At 64.2% G+C, this 19,742-nt stretch carries 25 protein-coding genes and 1 pseudogene; 14 read left to right on the top strand and 12 right to left on the bottom strand.

The features are described 5' to 3' along the window. Window positions 1-7 precede the first annotated feature (7 nt). On the top strand, window positions 8-355 hold the full coding sequence (locus NLY33_RS26860) for a DUF1491 family protein (RefSeq protein ID WP_023670160.1): 348 nt from the start codon (window positions 8-10) through the stop codon (window positions 353-355). On the opposite strand, the gene NLY33_RS26855 is transcribed toward NLY33_RS26860, so the two are convergent. From NLY33_RS26855 to NLY33_RS26840, 4 genes and pseudogenes are all read right to left on the bottom strand, one after another. Next, window positions 342-1,352: a DUF2336 domain-containing protein gene (locus NLY33_RS26855; protein ID WP_023708427.1), complete on the bottom strand. Its 1,011-nt coding sequence runs from the start codon at window positions 1,350-1,352 to the stop codon at window positions 342-344. The two genes, NLY33_RS26860 and NLY33_RS26855, sit on opposite strands and share 14 nt — an antisense overlap. 396 nt (window positions 1,353-1,748) lie before the next feature. Next, a complete protein-coding gene (locus NLY33_RS26850) occupies window positions 1,749-2,297 on the bottom strand; it encodes a DUF1254 domain-containing protein (protein ID WP_023705443.1) in 549 nt (182 codons plus the stop codon). After that, window positions 2,290-2,873: pseudogene (locus NLY33_RS26845) on the bottom strand (DUF1214 domain-containing protein). Before NLY33_RS26845 ends, NLY33_RS26850 begins: the two are co-directional and overlap by 8 nt. A gap of 73 nt (window positions 2,874-2,946) precedes the next feature. Continuing rightward, window positions 2,947-5,106, bottom strand: coding sequence for a transglycosylase domain-containing protein (locus NLY33_RS26840; protein WP_023684539.1), 2,160 nt, complete (start codon window positions 5,104-5,106; stop codon window positions 2,947-2,949). 170 nt (window positions 5,107-5,276) lie between these two features. Here NLY33_RS26840 and NLY33_RS26835 point away from each other — a divergent pair, with 170 nt between their 5' ends. After that, the gene (locus NLY33_RS26835) at window positions 5,277-5,537 is read left to right on the top strand and encodes a glycine cleavage T C-terminal barrel domain-containing protein (protein ID WP_023709286.1); all 261 of its coding nucleotides are present in this window, start codon (window positions 5,277-5,279) and stop codon (window positions 5,535-5,537) included. Window positions 5,538-5,561: 24 nt separating this feature from the next. Continuing rightward, window positions 5,562-7,100, top strand: coding sequence for a trimethylamine methyltransferase family protein (locus NLY33_RS26830; protein WP_031196476.1), 1,539 nt, complete (start codon window positions 5,562-5,564; stop codon window positions 7,098-7,100). A gap of 12 nt (window positions 7,101-7,112) precedes the next feature. Here the strand turns inward: NLY33_RS26830 and NLY33_RS26825 are convergent, their stop codons facing one another. From NLY33_RS26825 to NLY33_RS26815, 3 genes are all read right to left on the bottom strand, one after another. Then, entirely contained in the window at window positions 7,113-7,277 is a 165-nt protein-coding gene (locus NLY33_RS26825) for a hypothetical protein (protein ID WP_023705441.1), read from the bottom strand. Between the two features lie 136 nt (window positions 7,278-7,413). Continuing rightward, window positions 7,414-9,042, bottom strand: coding sequence for a chaperonin GroEL (gene groL / locus NLY33_RS26820; protein WP_023705440.1), 1,629 nt, complete (start codon window positions 9,040-9,042; stop codon window positions 7,414-7,416). A gap of 64 nt (window positions 9,043-9,106) precedes the next feature. After that, window positions 9,107-9,469, bottom strand: coding sequence for a co-chaperone GroES (locus tag NLY33_RS26815; RefSeq protein ID WP_023705439.1), 363 nt, complete (start codon window positions 9,467-9,469; stop codon window positions 9,107-9,109). A 246-nt stretch (window positions 9,470-9,715) separates the two neighbouring features. On the opposite strand from NLY33_RS26815, the gene NLY33_RS26810 reads away from it, so the two are divergent. Then, window positions 9,716-9,979: a hypothetical protein gene (locus NLY33_RS26810; RefSeq protein ID WP_023705438.1), complete on the top strand. Its 264-nt coding sequence runs from the start codon at window positions 9,716-9,718 to the stop codon at window positions 9,977-9,979. After that, entirely contained in the window at window positions 9,976-10,242 is a 267-nt protein-coding gene (locus NLY33_RS26805) for a DUF1488 family protein (protein ID WP_023705437.1), read from the top strand. The genes NLY33_RS26810 and NLY33_RS26805 overlap by 4 nt, the downstream gene beginning before the upstream one ends. 43 nt (window positions 10,243-10,285) lie before the next feature. Here the strand turns inward: NLY33_RS26805 and NLY33_RS26800 are convergent, their stop codons facing one another. Both NLY33_RS26800 and NLY33_RS26795 read right to left on the bottom strand, forming a co-directional pair. Next, the gene (locus NLY33_RS26800; protein ID WP_023705436.1) at window positions 10,286-10,477 is read right to left on the bottom strand and encodes a hypothetical protein; all 192 of its coding nucleotides are present in this window, start codon (window positions 10,475-10,477) and stop codon (window positions 10,286-10,288) included. Window positions 10,478-10,484: 7 nt separating this feature from the next. Then, on the bottom strand, window positions 10,485-10,694 hold the full coding sequence (locus tag NLY33_RS26795) for a hypothetical protein (protein WP_023705435.1): 210 nt from the start codon (window positions 10,692-10,694) through the stop codon (window positions 10,485-10,487). A gap of 217 nt (window positions 10,695-10,911) precedes the next feature. On the opposite strand from NLY33_RS26795, the gene NLY33_RS26790 reads away from it, so the two are divergent. Continuing rightward, window positions 10,912-11,319: a DUF3168 domain-containing protein gene (locus tag NLY33_RS26790; protein WP_023670173.1), complete on the top strand. Its 408-nt coding sequence runs from the start codon at window positions 10,912-10,914 to the stop codon at window positions 11,317-11,319. 6 nt (window positions 11,320-11,325) lie between these two features. Here the strand turns inward: NLY33_RS26790 and NLY33_RS26785 are convergent, their stop codons facing one another. Continuing rightward, window positions 11,326-11,712 (bottom strand): ester cyclase, encoded by a 387-nt coding sequence (locus NLY33_RS26785; RefSeq protein WP_023708429.1) that lies wholly within the window; start codon window positions 11,710-11,712, stop codon window positions 11,326-11,328. 279 nt (window positions 11,713-11,991) lie between these two features. Between NLY33_RS26785 and NLY33_RS26780 the strand changes: the two genes are divergently transcribed. From NLY33_RS26780 to NLY33_RS26745, 8 genes are all read left to right on the top strand, one after another. After that, the gene (locus NLY33_RS26780; RefSeq protein ID WP_023670174.1) at window positions 11,992-12,252 is read left to right on the top strand and encodes a hypothetical protein; all 261 of its coding nucleotides are present in this window, start codon (window positions 11,992-11,994) and stop codon (window positions 12,250-12,252) included. Window positions 12,253-12,334: 82 nt separating this feature from the next. After that, window positions 12,335-13,000: a response regulator transcription factor gene (locus NLY33_RS26775; protein ID WP_023670175.1), complete on the top strand. Its 666-nt coding sequence runs from the start codon at window positions 12,335-12,337 to the stop codon at window positions 12,998-13,000. Continuing rightward, window positions 12,984-14,402 (top strand): ATP-binding protein, encoded by a 1,419-nt coding sequence (locus NLY33_RS26770; protein ID WP_023705433.1) that lies wholly within the window; start codon window positions 12,984-12,986, stop codon window positions 14,400-14,402. Before NLY33_RS26775 ends, NLY33_RS26770 begins: the two co-directional genes overlap by 17 nt. A gap of 174 nt (window positions 14,403-14,576) precedes the next feature. Further along, a complete protein-coding gene (locus NLY33_RS26765; RefSeq protein ID WP_023687241.1) occupies window positions 14,577-15,020 on the top strand; it encodes an RT0821/Lpp0805 family surface protein in 444 nt (147 codons plus the stop codon). 85 nt (window positions 15,021-15,105) lie between these two features. After that, window positions 15,106-16,260, top strand: a complete 1,155-nt coding sequence (gene ccmI / locus NLY33_RS26760; protein WP_023705432.1) for a c-type cytochrome biogenesis protein CcmI — start codon at window positions 15,106-15,108, stop codon at window positions 16,258-16,260. A gap of 3 nt (window positions 16,261-16,263) precedes the next feature. Continuing rightward, entirely contained in the window at window positions 16,264-16,707 is a 444-nt protein-coding gene (ccmE, locus tag NLY33_RS26755) for a cytochrome c maturation protein CcmE (RefSeq protein ID WP_023705431.1), read from the top strand. After that, window positions 16,707-18,698, top strand: coding sequence for a heme lyase CcmF/NrfE family subunit (locus NLY33_RS26750; protein ID WP_023705430.1), 1,992 nt, complete (start codon window positions 16,707-16,709; stop codon window positions 18,696-18,698). Before ccmE ends, NLY33_RS26750 begins: the two co-directional genes overlap by 1 nt. Continuing rightward, on the top strand, window positions 18,695-19,159 hold the full coding sequence (locus NLY33_RS26745) for a cytochrome c-type biogenesis protein (protein ID WP_023670181.1): 465 nt from the start codon (window positions 18,695-18,697) through the stop codon (window positions 19,157-19,159). The genes NLY33_RS26750 and NLY33_RS26745 overlap by 4 nt, the downstream gene beginning before the upstream one ends. On the opposite strand, the gene NLY33_RS26740 is transcribed toward NLY33_RS26745, so the two are convergent. Beyond that, window positions 19,156-19,464 carry a type II toxin-antitoxin system RelE/ParE family toxin gene (locus NLY33_RS26740; RefSeq protein ID WP_023670182.1) on the bottom strand — a complete coding sequence of 103 codons (309 nt, stop codon included), beginning with the start codon at window positions 19,462-19,464 and terminating at the stop codon, window positions 19,156-19,158. The genes NLY33_RS26745 and NLY33_RS26740 overlap by 4 nt on opposite strands. After that, window positions 19,461-19,730: a CopG family ribbon-helix-helix protein gene (locus tag NLY33_RS26735; protein ID WP_023705429.1), complete on the bottom strand. Its 270-nt coding sequence runs from the start codon at window positions 19,728-19,730 to the stop codon at window positions 19,461-19,463. Before NLY33_RS26735 ends, NLY33_RS26740 begins: the two co-directional genes overlap by 4 nt. Window positions 19,731-19,742: the final 12 nt, after the last annotated feature.

Below are 19,742 nucleotides of genomic sequence, written 5' to 3'. Positions count from 1 at the left end.
CCTCGTCATGCGCGTAACCACCGAGTTTTGGGTGTCGGCCCTGCTGCGCCGTGTTTTCGGCGCCGGCGGCTTTGCGGCCGTCGTCAAGCGCGGCGCAACCGAGGCCGGCGCTGTCTTCGTGCTCTCCCGCGGCAGGCTGGGCGACGTCTCCCTGTTCGGCCCGGCGCCGCAGACGAGCTACGATTCGGACAAACCGGATGATCGCTTTTTCACGCTGCTCGGCGCCGGCGACGATGCCGCCGCGCTTGACGCCAGGCTTGAGCGGGAGAAAAAATTCGATCCCGACATCTGGGTGGTCGAGATCGAGGCCGCAACGGTTTCCGTCGAGGAGCTTCTCTCCGTCAAGACGCCTTGAGGCTGGCCCCTAGGCTGGCTTTGTCGACGTCCGGCGCTTGGTCGCCATTCGCGGCGACAGGGGTGTTGCCGCGCACCGCTCGCGACAATGTTTCGGCCTTCCAGCCGCGCACCTTGTCGAGCGCCGCCTCGTGGTGCAGCAGCCGGTAGCGGTCGAGGAAGATGCGGATCGCCTGCGGGTGCGGAAACTCCCGGGGGTAAACCGCGACCACGATCAGGAATGCCCTGTCCTCACTGAGGTCGAGCGCCCGCAGCGCGGCGAGCAGCGAGACATAGCTCGAATGCTCGGTCAGCGACCGCGCCGTCGAGAAGTCGATATCGAGCGCGTCGGCAAGCGCGGTCTGGAAGAAGGCGGCGTTGCCGGTCAGCGCCGTCTCGCGCAGCTTGCTGTAAGTTGCTGAGCCGACGAAGGGATTGACCGATGTCGCCTCGCCCTCGGCGAGCATCATCGAGCGCAGGCGGCGCCTGGCCGTTTCGGCGGCGCTGCCGGGCAGTTTTGGTGCGCTGGGAGCGGCGGCAGCGGCTTCGGCGTCGGCGCCCGCCACGTCGGCGATCGGCTCGGGCTGCCGCACGCGCACCAGGGTCGGCTTTTCCAGCGCCTTGATCAACTGCGCGATGGTCGGGTTCAAATCCTTGCGGCGGGCAATGGCGCGCGCATGCGGCAGGCCGTGGCGGCCGATCAGCGCGATCAGGTCGATATCGCCCAGCGCCCGCGAACGGACCAGCAAGGGCGCGCAGACATCGACCGGCTCCTCGCAAAGCCGCCGCACCAGGGCGGCCGGCGCATATTCGCATTCGGACAGGGCGGCGGCGACATAGCGGCGCGATTCGACCGGCACGCTGTCGAACAGCGGCAGCGTCAGATCCTCGAGCTGGGCGATCTCGCGGCGCGACGGGCGGGTCAGCGAGCAGAACGCCGACACGGCGGCGCGAAACAGCCTTTCGGCTTTTCCCGATTCCGTCCGTATGGCGATTTGCCTGAAATCCGAAGCTGACACGGAAGATACGCCCGATACTCGACACAACCCGGACCATGCTCAACCGCAACTGTGTCGGTTTCGCGCAAGGCCTGGAACAAACATCAAATTAGCCGCGATCCGTTAGCGCTCCGTTAACCCTCTGCCGGCCTTAATCACATTTGGAGGCGTTGCGTTGTGCTCCGGGGCAACCGAGAGGAATACGCGAACCATGGGCATGGTACTGTCTTTCGTGCCGCGATCGGCACCAGTTAATCGAGCAGTTCAGGACACCGGTACGCCGGCGGCGGTGATCATTTTTCCCGGCGTCCGCTACGAGCATCGGCCATTGGCGGGCCAGGCGCGACCGGCGGACCAGCCGGGCACACCACGGACGCCTGTTCCGCACCACTGAATTTGCTGGTCGTCGGGCTGAGGTCAGTAGTCCTGCAGTTCGCAGGAGCTCTGGTCCAGGAACTGCGACACAACCGGCTTCCAGCTGTCGTCAGGCACGAAGGCGCGGATGACGAAGATGCCTTCCTCGATCGGCGCCTCGACGAAGATCGCCCCTTGCAGGTCTTCGGGAAGCTCCCTACGCACGTCGATCATCTGTGCCGGCGTCAGCACCACGGTGTCCAGCTTGTTGCCGGTCGCCGTGCGGTCGTTGAATGAATAGAAATTGTGGCCGTTGCGGTCATAGACCGACACCGACCAGAACGGCACGCTGCCCGGCGCCTTGATCCGCACCATGCCTTCGGCAAGGTCGAAGCGGCAGGCGGCGGCGTAAAACAGCGGATCCACCGACTTCACCACCGGCGCGCCGCCCGCCTCGGCATCCAGCCTGGTCATCTTGTAGAGGTCGGACGCCATCGCCAGCCGTGACCAGGCATCGCGCTCGGTAAATTCCGGCACCAGCAAAAGCACCACGATGTGGATGATGCCGGCGCCGACCAGGCCGAGCAGGATGGCGTGCAGCAACCTACGCATTGCAGCCAGCCTTGACGATCCGGGGCAGCGACACGTCGGAAAGGCCGGTGCTTGAGGCAATCGGCGTGTCGTAGAAGGTGAGCACGAAATACATCCGGCCAAAACCTTCGGTCAGAAGCCAATTGCCGGGGCCGGACGGTTGCCGACGGCAATGATCACCGAATTGTCGGGCTGACGCAGCACCTGGTAGGATTGCAGCGCCGCCAGCCTTGGCTTGCCGGTGTCGACCACGCCGAGCGATTGATCCGCGGCATAGAGCGTCCAGAACCGGGCGGTGGGGAAACTGCCCTCGATCCTGTAGTCGCATTGCCGCTGAAGCTCATCGCCGGCCGCATCGCGTTCGGCGATGAAGGACAAGCCCTCGGCCTTGCCGAGCGCCAGCACGCCCTCGCGCGCCACGCGCGCCTTCGAATAGGGGTCGGCATCTTGCGTGCCGATCTCGGGGAAGGCGGTCCATTGGCCGATGCTGATCGCGCCGACGCCGCTCTGCGCCTGCAGCGCATACCAGACGCTGCCGCCGCCGAGGCCGATGGCTATGGCAAGCGAAAGCAGCGTGAAAAAGGCGGTCTTGAGCATGAAGAACCGGGACGAGTGAATTATCGTTCGGGGATATAGCGGGGCAGGCCGCAGAGCAAGCAGCGCTGTGGAATCAAAGCGCCGACAGGGTCTCCGGTGTCTGCGGCGAGCCGAGCACGGGCGCGGCCTGGAACACCTTGGTCATCTCGCGCAGCGTCTGTGTCGTGCGGCTGGACAGCACCGCCGGGCGCTCGGCCGCGGCATCCGCTGCTGCCTGATCGGCATTTTTCTTCTCCGCTTCCTCGGCCTTGGCCGCGATCTCTTCGTCGACGAAGGGTTTGTCTAGGCCGGGGATCGGCTTCAGGTCGATATTCTGGTGCGCATAGACCATCAGCCGCTGCCACACCATCGCCGGCAGCGTGCCGCCGGTCATGTTGCGGGTCGGGGTGAAGTCGTCATTGCCGAGCCAGACGGCAGCCGTGTAATTGCCGGTGAAGCCGACGAACCAGGCGTCGCGGTAGGATTGCGTCGTCCCCGTCTTGCCAGCGACGACGATGTTGGGCAGCTGCGCGCGCCGCGCGGTGCCGATCGCCGGCACCGCAGCCAGCATGGTGTTCATGTATTTCAAAGCCTGTTCCGACAGAACCCGATGCGGCGCCGGCGCATCCTTGGCAAAGTCGTAGACGACATCGCCGGTGCGGGTGACGAGCTGGGTGATGCCGTGCCGCGAGCCGGCGAAGCCGTTCTGCGCGAACACGCTGTAGCCCGTCGCCTGGTCCATGACCGTCATGCCCGATGTGCCGAGCACCATGGTCTTGTGCGACTCCAGCGGCGATTCCACACCGAATGATTCGGCCATCGCCTTGATCGGGCCGATGCCGAGATAGTCCTTGGCCAGCCGTACCGGCACGGTGTTGATCGATTTGGCGATCGCCGTGATCAGCGTCACATTGCCGGCCGAGCCGCCATTGTAATTGTGCGGTGACCAGCCGCCCCAGCTGATCGGCCCGCCTGAGACGACGGAGTCCGGGGTGAACCCGTGCTCCATGGCGGTGGCGTAGACGTAAGGTTTGAACGAGGAGCCGGTCTGGCGCAGCGCCTTGGTGGCGCGGTTGAACTGGCTTGCGCCATAGTCGCGGCCGCCGACAATGGCGCGCACCGCGCCATTGGTCTCGATCACTACAACGGCGCCCTCGGTGACGTTGTATTCCTTGCCGAACTGGCGGAGATGGAATTCGACGGATTCCTCCGCCGCTTTCTGGATGTTGGCGTCGAAAGTGGTGTGTGCGACCAGCGAATGCTGGCCGGGCTTGGCGATCTTCTTGACCTCATCGAAGGCCCAGTCGAGGTAATAGTCCGGGCTCTTCTGCTCGCCGCGGTCGACGATCTCGGCTGGATGCAGCCTTGCCTGCAGCACCTGGCCTTCGGTCATGAAACCGGAATCGACGAGGTTCGACAGCACCACATTGGCGCGAGCACGGGCGGCGGGCAGGTTGATGTGCGGGGCGTATTTGGTCGGCGCCTTGAACAGGCCGGCCAGCATCGCCGCCTCGGCGAGGTTCAGATCCTTGACGCTCTTGCCGAAATAGAAATCCGCCGCCGCCTCGATGCCGAACGTGCCGCCGCCCATATAGGCGCGGTCGAGATAGAGCTGCAGGATCTCCTTCTTCGACAGATTGGCCTCCAGCCACAGCGACAGGAAGGCTTCCTTGATCTTGCGCTGGAAGGTACGCTCATTCGACAGGAACAGGTTCTTGGCCAGCTGCTGGGTGATGCTGGAGCCGCCCTGGACGACGGAATTAGCCCGCACATTCTCGAAGATGGCGCGCGACAGGCCGAGCACGTCGATGCCGTAGTGCTCGAAGAAGCGTCGGTCCTCGGTCGCCAGCACCGCTTTGATGACATGGTCCGGCATCTCGTCGACAGGCACGGAATCCCGCTGGATGATGCCGCGCTGGCCAATCTCATTGCCGTAGCGGTCAAGGAAGGTGACGGCGAAATCGCCCTGACTGCGCCAGTCGCCGGTGGTGATCTGGAAGGCCGGCATCGCAAGTGCGAGCAGCACGACGACGCCGCCGGCGCCCATCGTAAAACCTTCGCTCAGCACCTCGATGATGCCGCGTCGCCAGCCGGTGACTCGGAAGCGCCGCGAAAAAATGGTCGCCGATTCCCAGAACTGGCCGGCCTTGAAGCCGATTTCGTAGAGCGAGGAATCGATCCAGGCGTCCACCGCCAGCAGTGCGGCGGCGATCGGACCTCTTCGTCTTGGACGTCGTTCTAAAGGACTGGCCATTCCCGAAACTCACCCAACCCACCTGAGAACCGCAAGCGGGCAATTTCAGGGCGGGCATACCCGGCGAAGACTATTCTTCCATTTCAGCCCGGCTCACAAGGGCAGCCAGGCCACACCGCACGGTTTGTTGAGCGCCGCCCGGATCGTGACGCTGGAGGTCGACGCCGTCGATGCCGACGCCAGTGGCTTCGAGCAGTCTGGCACAAGGGCCGGCGCGTCGGCTTCGTCGCCTCGCCGGCTATGGCTACACAATAGGCAAAAGCGTCGCGCTGACGTTGCTGGGCGACGAATTCGCCGGGGAGGGGACCGCGCTTTGGGTGCACATTGTCGGCGTCGAGCGGCCGGCGCGAATTATTCCGGCCTCGCCATACGACCCCGAGGGCAGGCGATGCGGCAATGAGGAGTTTTGGCCATGGTCGATGACATCATAAGGGAGACCAGGCGCGAGCGCCGGCATAAGGGAGACCAGGCGCGAGCGCCGGCGCGGGCACACCGGTGAGGCCGGCAGCGGGCCAAGCCGCCACCCGAACTATCGCTCGCTCAAGAACCCGTTCCTGCCGCAGCCGGTGTTTTCGGACGACCAGGTCGCGGCCATCCACGACACGGCGTTGCGCGTGCTGGAAGAGCTCGGCATCAAGGTGCTGCTGCCGGAGGCACGGGCGATCTACGCCAAAGCCGGTGCGCTGGTCGACGAGGACAGCCAGATGGTGCGCATCGGCCGCGATATTGTCACTGCGGCACTGGCCTCGGCGCCGAAATCCATCCGGGCGCTGGCGGGCAACCGTAGCCGCGATCTCATGCTGGAGCTCGGCTCGATGACGTTCCTGGCCGGAGCCGGGGCGCCCAACGTCACCGATCTCGAACGCGGACGGCGTCCGGGCACGCTCGCCGCTTTCGAAGAACTGACCAAGCTTGTTCAGAATTTCGACGTGCTGCATATGCTCGGCCCCTGGATCGAGCCGCAGGATGTCGACAACCATTTGCGCCACTATGCCGTCAACCGTGCGCAGCTGACCCTGTCGGACAAGTTCCCCTTCGTCTTCGCCCGCGGCACGCCGCAGGTCGAGGATGGGTTCGAGATGATCAGGCTGGCGCGCGGGCTCTCGCAGGACGAGTTCCTGGCCGGCGTCCATTGCTACACCGTGATCAACACCAATTCGCCGCGCCAGCTCGATATCCCGATGGCGCAAGGCATCATCGACTTCGCCAGGGCCGGCCAGGTGTCCATCATCACGCCCTTCTGCCTGGCCGGCGCCATGGCGCCGATCACCGTCGCCGGCGCATTGACGCTGCAGCATGCCGAGGCGCTGGCCGGCCTCGCGCTGGCGCAGGTGGTGCGGCCGGGCGCACCGGTGGTTTACGGATCCTTCTCCTCCAATGTGGACATGAAGTCCGGCGCACCGGCCTTCGGCACGCCCGAGCACGTCAAGGCGACGCTGGGCGCCGGTCAGCTGGCCCGCTTCACCGGCCTGCCTTGGCGGTCCGGCGGCGGCAGTGCGGCCAACATTTCCGATGTGCAGGCGGCGCACGAGACGCAGTTCGCGCTGTGGGGCTCGGTGCTTGCCGGCGCCACCGTCTGCATCCATGCCGCGGGCTGGCTGGAGGGTGGCCTCAGCGTCTCCTACGAGAAGCTGATCACCGATATCGAGGCATTGCAGACGGTTGCCGAACTCTGTGCTACGACCCCCGGCGACAAGGATTCGATCGGCTTCGAGGCGATCGCCGAAGTCCAGCCGGGCGGGCATTTCTTCTCCGCCGGCCACACCATGACGCGCTACCGCACCGCCTTCTACGAGCCGCTGGTCGCCGACTGGTCGAATTTCGGCAGCTGGACGCAGTCCGGTTCGAGGTCGGCCACCGAGCGCGCCACCGGCATCTGGAAGCGGACGCTGGCCGACTTCCAGCCGCCGGCGTCGGCCGTTGCCACATCCGATGTGCTCGACGAGTTCATTGCCCGCCGCACCGAAGAGGGCGGAGCGTTGCCGATGTCGTGAGGTTGGCAGCCGTCACATCGGCCGCTTGTCGCCGGTCTTCGACGGCTCGCGGCGAATCGGCCCGGCATCGGCCTGCCTGTGCTTGTCGGCGGCAATCCGGCGGATGCGATCGAAGCGGCTCTCCTCCGCCGGCTTGGTCGCGGATACAGCGTTTGGCTTCGGGGCAAATGTGATCATCTGTCGATCTCCCTGTCGTTGCTGACTGGTCTTGACTGACTGACGGAAATTCCTGGCTCGCCGGGGAAATGTCCCCGGCAGCCTGTTCTGATTTATGCCCGCCCAGATTCCCAGGCGGGCAATTTTCGAGCGATGGTCAGTAGCCGCCCATGCCGCCACCGCCGCCCGCAGGCGCCGCATCCTTGGCCGGAACGTCGGTGATCATCGCTTCGGCGGTGATCAGAAGCGCTGCAATCGAGCCGGCATCCTGCAAAGCGGTGCGCACCACTTTCGCCGGGTCGACGATGCCGGCCTTGATCATGTCGACATAGACCTCGTTCTGGGCATCAAAGCCCTGATTCTGGTCCTTGCTGTCGGACAGCCTGCCGACGACGATCGAGCCTTCGACGCCGGAATTCTCGGCGATCTGGCGGATCGGCGCTTCCAGCGCCCTGAGCACGATCGAAATGCCGGCGGTCACATCGTCATTGGCGCCGGTCAGGCCGGCCAGAGCCGATCTTGCGCGCAGAAGCGCCACGCCACCGCCGGGCACGATGCCTTCTTCCACCGCCGCGCGCGTCGCATTCAGCGCGTCGTCGATGCGGTCCTTCTTTTCCTTCACTTCAGACTCGGTGACGCCGCCGACGCGGATCACGGCGACGCCGCCGGCGAGCTTGGCCAGCCGCTCCTGCAGCTTCTCCTTGTCATAGTCGGACGTGGTTTCCTCGATCTGGCCCTTGATCTGCGCGATGCGCGCCTGGATGGTCGCCTTGGTGCCGGCGCCGTCGATGATCGTGGTGGTGTCCTTCTCGATCAGTACGCGCTTGGCGCGGCCAAGCATCTCGATGGTGACGTTTTCGAGCTTGATGCCGAGATCCTCGGAAATCATCTGGCCCGATGTCAGCACGGCGATGTCTTCCAGCATCGCCTTGCGGCGATCGCCGAAGCCCGGCGCCTTGACGGCCGCGACCTTGAGGCCGCCGCGCAGCTTGTTGACGACCAGCGTCGCCAGTGCTTCGCCTTCGACGTCTTCCGAGATGATCAGCAGCGGCCTGCCGCTCTGCACCACCGCCTCGAGGATCGGCAGCATCGCCTGCAGATTGCCGAGCTTCTTCTCGTGGATGAGCACGTAAGGCTCTTCCAGTTCGACGCGCATCTTGTCGGCATTGGTGACGAAATAGGGGCTGAGATAGCCGCGGTCGAACTGCATGCCTTCGACGACGTCGAGTTCGGTGTCGGCGGTCTTGGCCTCCTCGACGGTGATGACGCCGTCATTGCCGACCTTGTCCATCGCCTTGGCGATCATGGCGCCGACGCTGGCATCGCCATTGGCGGCGATGGTGCCGACCTGCGCGATCTCGGCCGACGACTTGACCTTCTTGGCCTTCGCCTTGATGTCCTTGACCACGGCGGCGACAGCCTGGTCGATGCCACGCTTGAGGTCCATCGGGTTCATGCCGGCGGCAACCAGCTTGGCGCCTTCGCGCAGGATCGATGCGGCCAGCACCGTGGCGGTGGTGGTGCCGTCACCGGCGAGGTCGTTGGTCTTCGAAGCCACTTCGCGCACCATCTGCGCGCCCATGTTCTCGAACTTGTCGGCAAGCTCGATTTCCTTGGCCACCGTCACACCGTCCTTGGTGATGCGCGGCGCGCCATAGGCCTTGTCGATGATGACGTTGCGGCCCTTGGGGCCGAGCGTGACCTTCACCGCATTGGTGAGGATCTCGACGCCGCGCAGCATGCGGTCGCGCGCGTCGGTGGCGAATTTGATTTCCTTGGCAGACATTTTTTTCAATCCCGTTGGTGTGGTGAAGCAAGCGGCTCGCCGGAGCCTGGCAAAGCCAGGCCGGTCAGGCGGCCTTCTTGGCTTTGACGCTCTTCTCGGTGACGACCGTCCCGATCTTGCCGATAGCGGCCGTCTCGCTCTTGTCGATGACGCCCATAATGTCGGCTTCCTTCATGATCAGCAGGTCCTCGCCGTCGATCTTGACCTCGGTGCCCGACCATTTGCCGAACAGGATGAAGTCGCCGGCCTTGACGTCGAGCGGAACAAGCGCGCCGTTTTCGTCGCGTGCGCCCGGCCCAACGGCGATGACTTCGCCTTCCTGCGGCTTTTCCTTGGCATTGTCGGGAATGATGATGCCGCCCTTGGATTTGACATCGCCTTCGGCGCGCCGGATGACGACGCGGTCGTGGAGTGGCCGAAACTTCATGAGAACTTCTTTCTGGGGCCGGCATAGGCGACCGCGCCGTTCTTATAGGCGTATTGGCACTCGATAGATAGGAGTGCCAAAAATTATTCGTGGCCAAAATTAAATATTAAAAAGTATTATGATGTCTGCCGGATTCGAAACGTCGCGAGGCGCCTAGATATTTCGAAAAATTGAATTTCGAGGCCAAAGCGACTATTTATATCGTAAGTTCGATTTCACCATTTCAGGCACGAGGAGATTTAGGCGATGGCCGAAGGCAATCAGAGCATCATGGAAAAAGCTGAAGCCCGCTTCGTGGACAAGCAGAAGAAGACGGCCGAGCGCAACAAGGCAACCTCCGACTACATGTCCGAAGCGAGGGCCAGGGAGATCAAGACGGCAAGGCTCAGGGAATTGCGCCTGGCCAAGGAAGAGGCCGACCGCGTCGCGGAAGCCTTGAACCCGACACCGAAGAAGAAGCGGGCGACAGTCAAGAAAGCCGCCGCCGCGCCGAAGGGGGGCACGTCATGAGCCTGACATTCCCCAATCCAAGCCGCTTCTATGACGAGGCCGGCAAGCGCGTCCGCTTTGTCGGCCATGACGGCATGTTCCAGATTTCCTTCTCGGTCGCCGCCGATGCCCTCTCGAAGGCGCCATCAGGGACGGCGACCGCGGAAGCCACCTATCTGGCGGCCTTCGACACCGCGTCCAGCTCCATCCATGACATTGCCAGCAAGGCCTACGCTCGCACCCGCAAGAGCATATATGTGCTCACAGCCGCGGATTTCGGCTAGCGCGCGTTCGTCTTGCAATCAGAGCGGCTGAGATCAGCGTGCGTCAGGACTTGCGGTCGGCTTTTGCCCGCCGCTTGACGTCCCGGCTGTTCAGGCGGTCGGCCATCGCTTCCGCATCGCGCAAATTCATGGCCACCATCACCTGTTGCTTAAGATCGACAGGCTGGCCGGTGAAGATGTCGAAGATAGTCCAGCTCTCGGGCTCGTCCATGCGCAACGCGTAGCGGTTTGCCATATCGGCATCAGGCCTTTGACATGAAAAATGCCGCCGCCAGGATCAGGATTGTCCAGGCCACCACCGACAGCTTCAAGGCCAGGCCGCCATGCATTGAAAGTATCTCGCGCATGCGCAGGGCCACGGTGCTCTTCGACAGGGCGGGTGTTGCCGCAATCGCGACCGGGGGCTTGACGCCGAGCTTTCCAAAAGCCGGCAGCAGCGGTGGCGTTCGCATGAAATGACCTCGAATTGCCGGAGAAAACAGGGCTCCTCATAACACCCCTCTTGAAACTCCCCGCATGCCAAATAGAACCCGGTCCGTGAAAGGGCCATGCCGCCCGATTCGCCGCCTTCCATCAGGCGGATCGTCATCTGGCGAAATCCGTGCAACGCGGTTAGGTTGCGCGCGAAACTGAGGTTGTTCAAAGCGTGACAGGCGAACGGAGACGACGATGACGGCGCCCGGCGATTTGCTGCAAGCCTTGTTCATGAGATTGAAGAGCGATGCCTCGCTGACGGCGCTGCTCGGCGGCGCCGGGTTGCGCGAGCAGGCGGCCGACAGTGCCGCCTTCCCTTATGTGACCTATGGCAGGACCAGCGCATTCGATCTGGACACCGGCGCCGACAATGATGACGACCAGCTCATCACGCTGCATGTCTGGTCGAAGGCGCAAGGCGAGGCCGAGACGCGTCTGATTATGGACAGCATCCGGGCGCGCCTTGACGGCGCCGCTTTCGCCACCGGCTCGCGCGACCAGACCCGCCTGTCGCTGGAGTTCGCCGAGGCCCGCTACGACGAGGACCTGGCGCTCTACCACGGGGTGCTGCGGATACGCGCTCTCACCGAGCAAAGTGATTGAAGCAACCTAGATCTGCGCCTGGATCTCGGCCTTGTCGATGACTGACCACACCTCGCGGATGCGACCCTCTCCGAATTCGTAGAAAACATTCTCAGCGAACGACACGCGCTTGCCGTTCACCGGCAGGCCGAACAGCACGCCCTTGGGATGACAGTCGAAATGCAGGCGCGCCGCCACGCGCGGCGGCTGGCAGACCAGCAGTTCGATGTTGAAGCGGAGGTCGGGAATCGCCTCGAAATCGCCTTCGAGCATACGGCGATAACCCGACAGGCCGAGCATTTCGCCATTGAGCTGCACCTCGTCGCCGACAAGGTCTCCAAGTTTCGCCCAGTCCTGGGCATTCAGGCAAGCGATATAGCCCCGGTAAAGGTCGGCAAGGTCTTTATCCGTCATGGCGCACTCCGATGATTTGGCGTTTCCCGCGCTATTTAGGGCGGCCCTTCAGAATGGTCTCGCCTTGACCTGTTCCCAATCTGGCTGCGAATTGAGAACCTTCGCGCAAACACCATAGCCGCGCAGCCGGTTTTCCGGTTATGAATCCATTGCCCGGTCTGAGGGCTGGGCGGTAGGATCGCATTCATTCGTTGCGCGCGCAGGGGGTATTGCGGGGATGGATTTTCACCCGTTCACCGTTCATTTCACGTTCAGCACAGTTGCGTTACAACGCCGACCATGAAAACGCTTCGCTCTCATGTCAGAACCGCGATACTGGCGCTCACAGCGGCCGGCCTGTTGGCGTCGCAAGCGACGCCGGCAGCCGCGGCGGATTGCTACGCGATCGGCCAGCAGGTTGCCGAGCAGAATGGCGGCACGCTGGCCAAGGCTTCGCAGACGACGCGTGGCGGCCAGGAGGTCTGCGTCATCGTCGTGCTTGTGCCGGGCAAGGACGGCCAGCGTCCGCGCCGCTCCGAGATCGTCGTCCCGGCGAACTGATCCAATCTTCCCCCTTGCAGGGCTCGTTTCCCAGACCACCGGAATCGGCCTATATCTGACACATCAACAGGCCTGACCGATCATGCGCGTACTCGTCGTCGAAGATGACAAGGATCTCAACCGGCAGCTGGCCGACGCGCTGGTCGATGCCGGCTATGTGGTCGACCGCTCCTATGACGGCGAGGAGGGGCATTTCCTCGGCGACACCGAGCCCTACGATGCCGTCGTGCTCGACATAGGCCTGCCGCAGATGGACGGCATCAGCGTCGTCGAGCGCTGGCGCCGCAACGGCCGCAAGATGCCGGTGCTGATCCTGACAGCGCGCGACCGCTGGAGCGACAAGGTGTCGGGCATCGATGCCGGCGCCGACGACTATGTCACCAAGCCGTTCCACATCGAGGAGGTACTGGCCAGGGTGAGGGCGCTGATCCGCCGCGCCGCCGGCCATGCCTCGTCCGAGCTCACTTGCGGGCCGCTGCGCCTCGACACCAAGGCCTCCAAGGCCGATGTCAACGGCGTGCCGCTGAAGCTGACCTCGCATGAGTTCCGCCTGCTGGCGTATCTGATGCACCATATGGGCGAGGTGGTGTCGCGCACCGAGCTGGTCGAGCATCTCTACGACCAGGATTTCGACCGCGATTCCAACACCATCGAGGTCTTTGTCGGCCGGCTGCGCAAGAAGATGGGCATCGACATGATCGAAACCGTGCGCGGCATGGGCTATCGCATGCGTGAGCCGGAGGCGTAAGGCGGAACCGCTCCCCATACCAGCAAGGAAGCCTTTTTCGGCGCGGCTCTGGCCGCGCTCGCTGGCCTTCCGCGTCATCGGATTTTCCACGATCTGGGCGATCCTCACCCTGATCGTCATCTTCACTCTGATCACCACGCTCTACCGCCAGGCCAGCGAGCGCGGCTTCGACAGCCTGCTGTCGGCGCATCTGTTCAATCTGATCGGCTCGGTCGGCGTTTCCGAATCCGGCCAGCTCACCGGTGCTCCCGACCTTGGCGACCTGCGCTTCTCGGAGCCGAATTCGGGCTGGTACTGGTCGGTGGAGCCGGCTTCCGAAGGCGTGCACGGCAACCTTCATTCGTCCTCGATGACCACGACGATCCCGTCGCCGACCGTTGCCGAGGTGCCTTTCAATTCCAGTTTCCAGCGCAGCTATTCCACCGACGGCATCGGTGACGAGGAACTGCAAGTGTTCGAAAGCGAATTCGTCCTCGATGCCAAGAACCGCGCCGCGCGCTTCCGCGTAATGGGCAACAAGACCGAGCTCGAGCACGAGATCGCCACCTTCCAGGGCCGCCTGTTGACCTATCTCAGCCTGTTCGGCGTCGGCATGATCGCCATCAATGCGATCGCTATCCTGCTCGGCCTCCAGCCCTTGCGCCGGGTTCGCAACGCGCTTGCCCAGGTGCGCGAAGGCACGGCGCAGCGGCTCGATGGCCGGTTTCCCGCCGAGATCGAGCCGCTCGCCAACGAGACCAATGCGCTGATCGAAAACAACAAGCGCATCGTCGAGCGCTCGCGTACGCAGGTCGGCAACCTTGCCCATTCGCTGAAGACGCCGCTCGCCGTGCTGATCAATGAGGGCCGGGCTCTAGGCGGCGCCAAGGGCCAGCTCATCGCCGACCAGGCGGCGTCGATGCAGAAACAGGTCGACCACTACCTGCAGCGGGCACGGGTCGCGGCGCAGCGCGACAGCGTCGTCTACCGCACGCCGGTGACGCCGCTGGTGCAGCGCATGGTGCGCGTGCTGCAAAAACTCAAGCCTGATGTCAGCCTGTCGCTTACGCTGCTGGCGGCCGACATCGTCTTTGCTGGCGAGCGCGAGGATTTGGAGGAACTGCTCGGCAACCTTCTCGACAATGCGATGAAATGGGCGAAGAGCACTGTTGCCGTATCCGTCACGCCGGCCGCAGCCGGCCTGTTCGAGCTATCGATCGAGGATGACGGTCCCGGCATCCCCGAGGACAAGGCCCGCGATGTCTTGAAACGCGGCCGGCGCCTCGACGAGACAAAGCCGGGAACCGGGCTCGGACTTGCCATCGTTGCCGACCTCGTCAACGAGTATGGCGGGGCGCTGGCGCTGGAACGCTCCACGATGGGCGGGCTGAAGGCGGTTGTGCGCTTGCGGAGCTTGCAATGATGTACTGCCCAGGGCCAATCGACACGGCCGAATGCCTGTGTTATGGCGGCCCCTCGATTGCACAAAAGCCGTTAAAAACGGCCAAATTTCCGACAAATATCAATAGTATGACGTCCTGACGCCCCCGATGACGCGGCCCCCAGCGCATCCCGTTCAAGAAAACCGGTTGTTGGCATGAAGATTCGCGTTGCGCTCGTTTCCGCACTGCTCGCTCTTTCCGGCTGCGGAACGCTGGGCAAGGGCAGTGGCCCGGATATCTCCATCACCAACCCGCCCGCGTCGCCTCCTTCAGGGGCCAAAGTCGCGACGACGATCATCTCGGCCATGGCCGGCGGGCTCGTCGGCGGGTCGATCGGCAGCGGCCTGAACAGCACCGAGAAGCGCAAGGCGCTCGAGGCGGAATACAAGGCGCTCGAATATACGGCGAGCGGCCAGAAGGTGACGTGGAAGAGCGACAGTTCGGCTCATTCCGGCGAAGTCGTCGCGGCCCAGCCCTACCGCGTCGGCTCGCAGGATTGCCGCCAGTACACCCATACGGTGTTTACCGGCACGGCCGGCCAGACCGCGCGGGGCACCGCATGCCGCAACGCCGACGGCAGCTGGACGCCGCTGACCTGAACATTGGGCCGGGGCCGGAATCCCGTCAAAGCGTCGCAGCACCCTCATGTTGTGAGAGCAGGGCTCTCGCTCTATTGGAAGAACCATGCTGTTCTGGGTCATAGCCGCACTCCTCACGCTGGGCGCAAGCCTTGCGGTGCTGCTGCCGCTGACCGGCGGCGGCAAGGGCGCTCCGACCAGCAGCGACCATGATCTCGAAGTCTATCGCGACCAATTGGCCGAGCTTGAGCGTGACGCCGCGCGCGGCCTGATTCAGCCGGCCGAAGCCGAGGAGGCGCGCACTGAGATCGCCCGCCGCATCCTTCGCCTGGGAGATGTTGGTCAAGCCAATGTCGGTCAAGCCGATGCACCTGGCGCGCGGCAGCCGTCGAGGGCGGCCAGGTTGATGGCAACATCAGCGGTGCTGGTGGTCCCGCTGCTCAGCTGGGGCCTGTACAGCCAGCTCGGCTCGCCGGATCTGCCGTCGCAGCCGCTCGCCGAACGGCTGGCCAAGAATCCGGCCGATAGTTCGGTCAACGAGTTGGTGGCGCGCGCCGAGGCCCATCTTGCCGCCAACCCTGGCGATGGACGCGGCTGGGACGTGCTCGCCCCGATCTATCTGCGCCTGCAGCGCTTTCCCGATGCCGTGACCGCCTATCGCAATGCCATCCGCCTCGATGGCGACACGGCCGCCCGCGAGGCCGGCCTCGGCGAAGCGATTGCCAATGCGGCCGGCGGCATCGTTTCGGCCGATGCGCAATCCGCTTTCGAACAGGCGCTAAAACTCGACCCGGCAAACGCGAAAGCCTCGTTCTATTTGGCGATGGCGCTGGCCCAGGAAGGCCGCATACCCGAGGCAACCGCGGCGTGGCAGAAAATGCTCGATTCCCTGCCGCAGGATTCACCATGGCGCGGAGCTGTCCAACAGGCGTTAGCCGAGGCTGCCAACCGCAGCGTCGCCTCAGGAGAGCCGGCGAAAGGCCCCGATGCCGCGGCCGTCGACGCCGCCTCGTCGATGGCGCCGCAGGACAGGCAGGCCATGATCGAAACCATGGTCGCCGGCCTCGACGAAAAATTGCGGCAAAAACCGCGCGACACGGAAGGATGGATGCGGCTCATTCGTTCCTATGTTGTGCTGGGCAAGGCCGACCAGGCGCGCGACGCGCTGCATCGCGGTATCGCCGTGTTTGGCGCCGACAGTGAGGAAGCGAAGAAATTCACCGCCTTTGCCGCCTCGCTCGGCCTGACGGCGACGGAGTAGGACATGACGCGCAAGCAGAAGCGATTGTCGGTGATTGTCGGAGGTCTTGCCTTCCTCGGCGCCGCCACCGGGCTGACCTTCTATGCGTTGGGCCAGAAGGCCTCCTATTTCTATATGCCCGCCGATCTGACCACCGCCAGCTTGCAGCCGGGACAGCGCATCAGGCTCGGCGGCCTCGTCGAAAAGGGCACAGTCGTGCGCGGGCAGGGCGCGACGGTTGCGTTCTCGGTCACCGACGCGCACAAATCGGTCAAGGTCAGCTATACCGGCATCCTGCCCGATCTGTTCCGCGAGGAGCAGGGCGTCATCACCGAAGGCAGCTTTGGCGCCGACGGCGTTTTCGTCGCCGACAGCGTGCTGGCCAAGCATGACGAGCGCTACATGCCCAAGGAAGTCGCTGACGGGCTGAAGGCCAAGGGCGTGTGGCAAGAGAGCAAGAGCCAGTAATGGTTGAGACCGGACACTTCGCGCTCGTCCTCGCCTTTGTGCTGTCGCTGGTGCAGACGCTGGTGCCGCTGATCGGCGCCCGTACCGGCAACCAGAGGCTGATGGCTGTCGGCGGTCCCGTCACGGTCACAGGCTTCGCGCTCACGGCGCTATCGTTCGCAGCACTCGCCGGCGCCTATGCAAGTTCCGATTTCTCGGTGGCGAGCGTGTGGGAAAACTCGCATTCGCTGCAGCCGCTGATCTACAAGATCACCGGAACCTGGGGCAATCACGAAGGCTCGATGCTGCTCTGGGTGCTGATCCTGACCTTCTTCGGTGCGCTGGTCGCTGTCTTCGGCTCCAACCTTCCGGCGACGCTGCGCGCCAATGTGCTGGCCGTGCAGGGGGCTATCGGCGCCACCTTCTTCCTGTTCATCCTGGCGACATCCAATCCGTTCACCCGGCTCAATCCGGCGCCGATCGAGGGCCGCGATCTCAACCCGGTCCTGCAGGATCTTGGCCTCGCCATCCATCCGCCGCTGCTCTATCTCGGCTATGTCGGGTTCTCTATCTGCTTTTCCTTCTCGGTCGCCGCCCTCATCGAAGGCCGCATCGATGCCTCCTGGGCGCGCTGGGTGCGGCCGTGGACGCTGGTCGCCTGGATGTTCCTCACCGGCGGCATCGCGATGGGCTCCTACTGGGCCTATTACGAGCTCGGCTGGGGCGGCTTCTGGTTCTGGGATCCGGTCGAAAACGCCTCCTTTATGCCGTGGCTGGCCGGCACGGCTCTTCTGCATTCGGCGATCGTCATGGAGAAGCGTTCGGCGCTCAAGATCTGGACGCTGCTGCTTGCCATCCTCACCTTCTCGCTGTCGCTGCTCGGCACCTTCCTGGTGCGCTCCGGCGTGCTGACCTCGGTGCATGCTTTCGCCACCGATCCGACCCGCGGCATCTTCATCCTGTGCATTTTGACGCTGTTCATCGGCGGCTCGCTGGCCCTGTTTGCGCTGCGCGCCTCGCGGCTGACGGCCGGCGGCCTGTTCCACCCGATCTCGCGCGAAGGCGCGCTTGTCCTCAACAATCTGTTCCTGACCACGGCCACCGCCACCGTGCTGGTCGGCACGCTCTATCCGCTCGCGGTCGAGGCGCTTTCGGCCGGCAAGATCTCGGTCGGCGCCCCCTTCTTCAACCTGACATTCGGCCCGCTGATGGTGCCGCTGCTGGTCGTGGTTCCGTTCGGGCCGCTGCTAGCCTGGAAGCGCGGCGACCTCTATGCCGTCGCTCAGCGCCTGATGGCGGCTTTCGGCGCCGCTCTCCTGGCGATGCTGGTCACGGGGCTGTTTATCGACGGCGCGTCGGTGTTCGCCGCCCTTGGTGTCGGCCTCGCCTGCTGGCTGGTCTGCGGCGCGCTCACCGACCTCGCCGTCAAGTCCGGCTTTGGCAATGTGTCGCCCGCCATCATGCTGCGCCGTTTCGCCGGCCTGCCGCGTTCGGTGTTCGGCACTGCACTTGCCCATCTCGGCCTCGGGCTGACGACGCTCGGCATTGTCGGCACGCTGTGCTTCGGCACCGAAAGGATACTGCCGATGCATGCCGGCGAGAGCGTCGAACTCTCCGGCCACACGCTGCGTTTCGACGGCCTCTTCCCGGCGCAGGGTCCGAATTACAGCGAGCAGCGCGGCCGCTTTTCCGTGATCGGCGCCGGTGGCGGCGTTTCAGCCGAGATCACCTCGGCCAAGCGCTTCTTTCCGGTGCGGCAGACGACGACGACCGAATCCGGCATCGAGACGATCGGCTTCAGCCAACTCTATCTGTCGCTGGGCGATGAGGGCACCGATGGGTCGGTCGTGGTGCGCCTGTGGTGGAAGCCGCTGGTGACGCTGATCTGGGGCGGAGCTCTGGTGATGATGGCGGGAGCCGCAATGTCGCTGCTCGACCGGCGCCTGCGGGTTGGCGCACCCTCGCGCCGCCGCAAGCAGGCAGCCTCCATGCCGTCGGCAGGCGCGCCGTGAGCACCAGGTTCTCGTTGGCCTCGCTCACCCTGCTTCTGGCGCTGCTGTTTGCCGGCGCGGCGCAAGCGGTGAAACCGGACGAGGTTCTCACCGATCCGGCGCTCGAGGCGAGGGCGCGGCTACTGTCGGAAGGCCTGCGCTGCATGGTCTGCCAGAACCAGTCCATCGACGAATCCGATGCAGACCTCGCCCGCGACCTGCGCATCCTGGTGCGCCAGCGCCTGGTTGCCGGCGATACCGACCAGCAGGTGATGGACTATATCGTGTCGCGCTACGGCGAGTTCGTGCTGTTGAAGCCGCGCTTCAGCCCGCGCAACGCCTTGCTTTGGGGCACGCCGGTGCTTCTGCTTCTAGTCGGCGGCATTTTCATTGTGCTGACCACACGCTCCCGCCGCTCGTTGGCAACCAAGGCGCTGAGCGCCGAGGAACAGGCGGCGCTGGACAAGATGCTGAGCGACTAGCTCGGCCATTCCTCCAAAGGCCAGTCCCGCGACGTGTGGATGGCGCGCAGGATAACAATGCTCTGACGGCCGGCGATCAGGCGCAATTCATAGGCAATGATGTAGGGCAGGCGGCCGATGGGCTTCTCATAAGTGCCTGTTACCCGGCCAGGTCGGCCCGTCGCCATATCACCAAGGCCCCGGCCCATTTCACGGATACGGTCCGCGAGGCGTCGGGCGGCGGCAGGATTGTCCTGAGCGATAAAGGCAACTTGCTGCGTGAGATCGTCCAGCGCTTCTCGCGACCAGGTGACGAACCGCTTCACGCCTTGCCTGCGCGCCTGGCTTTCGCTGCTTCGATCACCGCGTCGAGCTCCGCCATGGCGTCGTCGTGGGGCACGACACGGCCAGCCTCTGCGTCGGCCATGCCACGTTTTATGCCTTCGATGATATCCATCTCGCGATCGACATAGGCTGAGACCGCCTCGGCGGCGAGGAACGATTTACTACGCCTGGTATCGGTAGCGATCTGCTCCAGCTTCAGCTTGGTCTCGGACGAGACTCGAATGGTCATGGTGGTGCTTGCTGTCATTGTGAAAGCCTT

It is taken from the genome of Mesorhizobium sp. C432A (assembly GCF_030323145.1).
Lineage (GTDB): Bacteria > Pseudomonadota > Alphaproteobacteria > Rhizobiales > Rhizobiaceae > Mesorhizobium.
The sequence above is the reverse complement of the archived record's forward strand: the minus strand, read 5'-3'. Positions and strand labels throughout refer to the sequence as shown.

Excerpts from the sequence above, each read along its gene's own strand:
- NLY33_RS26860 (WP_023670160.1), top strand. The coding sequence starts at position 8 with ATGCGCGTAACCACCGAGTTTTGGGTGTCGGCCCTGCTGCGCCGTGTT.
- NLY33_RS26850 (WP_023705443.1), bottom strand. The coding sequence starts at position 2,297 with ATGCGTAGGTTGCTGCACGCCATCCTGCTCGGCCTGGTCGGCGCCGGC.
- NLY33_RS26840 (WP_023684539.1), bottom strand. The coding sequence starts at position 5,106 with ATGGCCAGTCCTTTAGAACGACGTCCAAGACGAAGAGGTCCGATCGCC.
- NLY33_RS26835 (WP_023709286.1), top strand. The coding sequence starts at position 5,277 with ATGCCGACGCCAGTGGCTTCGAGCAGTCTGGCACAAGGGCCGGCGCGT.
- NLY33_RS26825 (WP_023705441.1), bottom strand. The coding sequence starts at position 7,277 with ATGATCACATTTGCCCCGAAGCCAAACGCTGTATCCGCGACCAAGCCG.
- groL (WP_023705440.1), bottom strand. The coding sequence starts at position 9,042 with ATGTCTGCCAAGGAAATCAAATTCGCCACCGACGCGCGCGACCGCATG.
- NLY33_RS26815 (WP_023705439.1), bottom strand. The coding sequence starts at position 9,469 with ATGAAGTTTCGGCCACTCCACGACCGCGTCGTCATCCGGCGCGCCGAA.
- NLY33_RS26810 (WP_023705438.1), top strand. The coding sequence starts at position 9,716 with ATGGCCGAAGGCAATCAGAGCATCATGGAAAAAGCTGAAGCCCGCTTC.
- NLY33_RS26805 (WP_023705437.1), top strand. The coding sequence starts at position 9,976 with ATGAGCCTGACATTCCCCAATCCAAGCCGCTTCTATGACGAGGCCGGC.
- NLY33_RS26800 (WP_023705436.1), bottom strand. The coding sequence starts at position 10,477 with ATGGCAAACCGCTACGCGTTGCGCATGGACGAGCCCGAGAGCTGGACT.
- NLY33_RS26795 (WP_023705435.1), bottom strand. The coding sequence starts at position 10,694 with ATGCGAACGCCACCGCTGCTGCCGGCTTTTGGAAAGCTCGGCGTCAAG.
- NLY33_RS26790 (WP_023670173.1), top strand. The coding sequence starts at position 10,912 with ATGACGGCGCCCGGCGATTTGCTGCAAGCCTTGTTCATGAGATTGAAG.
- NLY33_RS26785 (WP_023708429.1), bottom strand. The coding sequence starts at position 11,712 with ATGACGGATAAAGACCTTGCCGACCTTTACCGGGGCTATATCGCTTGC.
- NLY33_RS26780 (WP_023670174.1), top strand. The coding sequence starts at position 11,992 with ATGAAAACGCTTCGCTCTCATGTCAGAACCGCGATACTGGCGCTCACA.
- NLY33_RS26775 (WP_023670175.1), top strand. The coding sequence starts at position 12,335 with ATGCGCGTACTCGTCGTCGAAGATGACAAGGATCTCAACCGGCAGCTG.
- NLY33_RS26765 (WP_023687241.1), top strand. The coding sequence starts at position 14,577 with ATGAAGATTCGCGTTGCGCTCGTTTCCGCACTGCTCGCTCTTTCCGGC.
- ccmI (WP_023705432.1), top strand. The coding sequence starts at position 15,106 with ATGCTGTTCTGGGTCATAGCCGCACTCCTCACGCTGGGCGCAAGCCTT.
- ccmE (WP_023705431.1), top strand. The coding sequence starts at position 16,264 with ATGACGCGCAAGCAGAAGCGATTGTCGGTGATTGTCGGAGGTCTTGCC.
- NLY33_RS26750 (WP_023705430.1), top strand. The coding sequence starts at position 16,707 with ATGGTTGAGACCGGACACTTCGCGCTCGTCCTCGCCTTTGTGCTGTCG.
- NLY33_RS26735 (WP_023705429.1), bottom strand. The coding sequence starts at position 19,730 with ATGACAGCAAGCACCACCATGACCATTCGAGTCTCGTCCGAGACCAAG.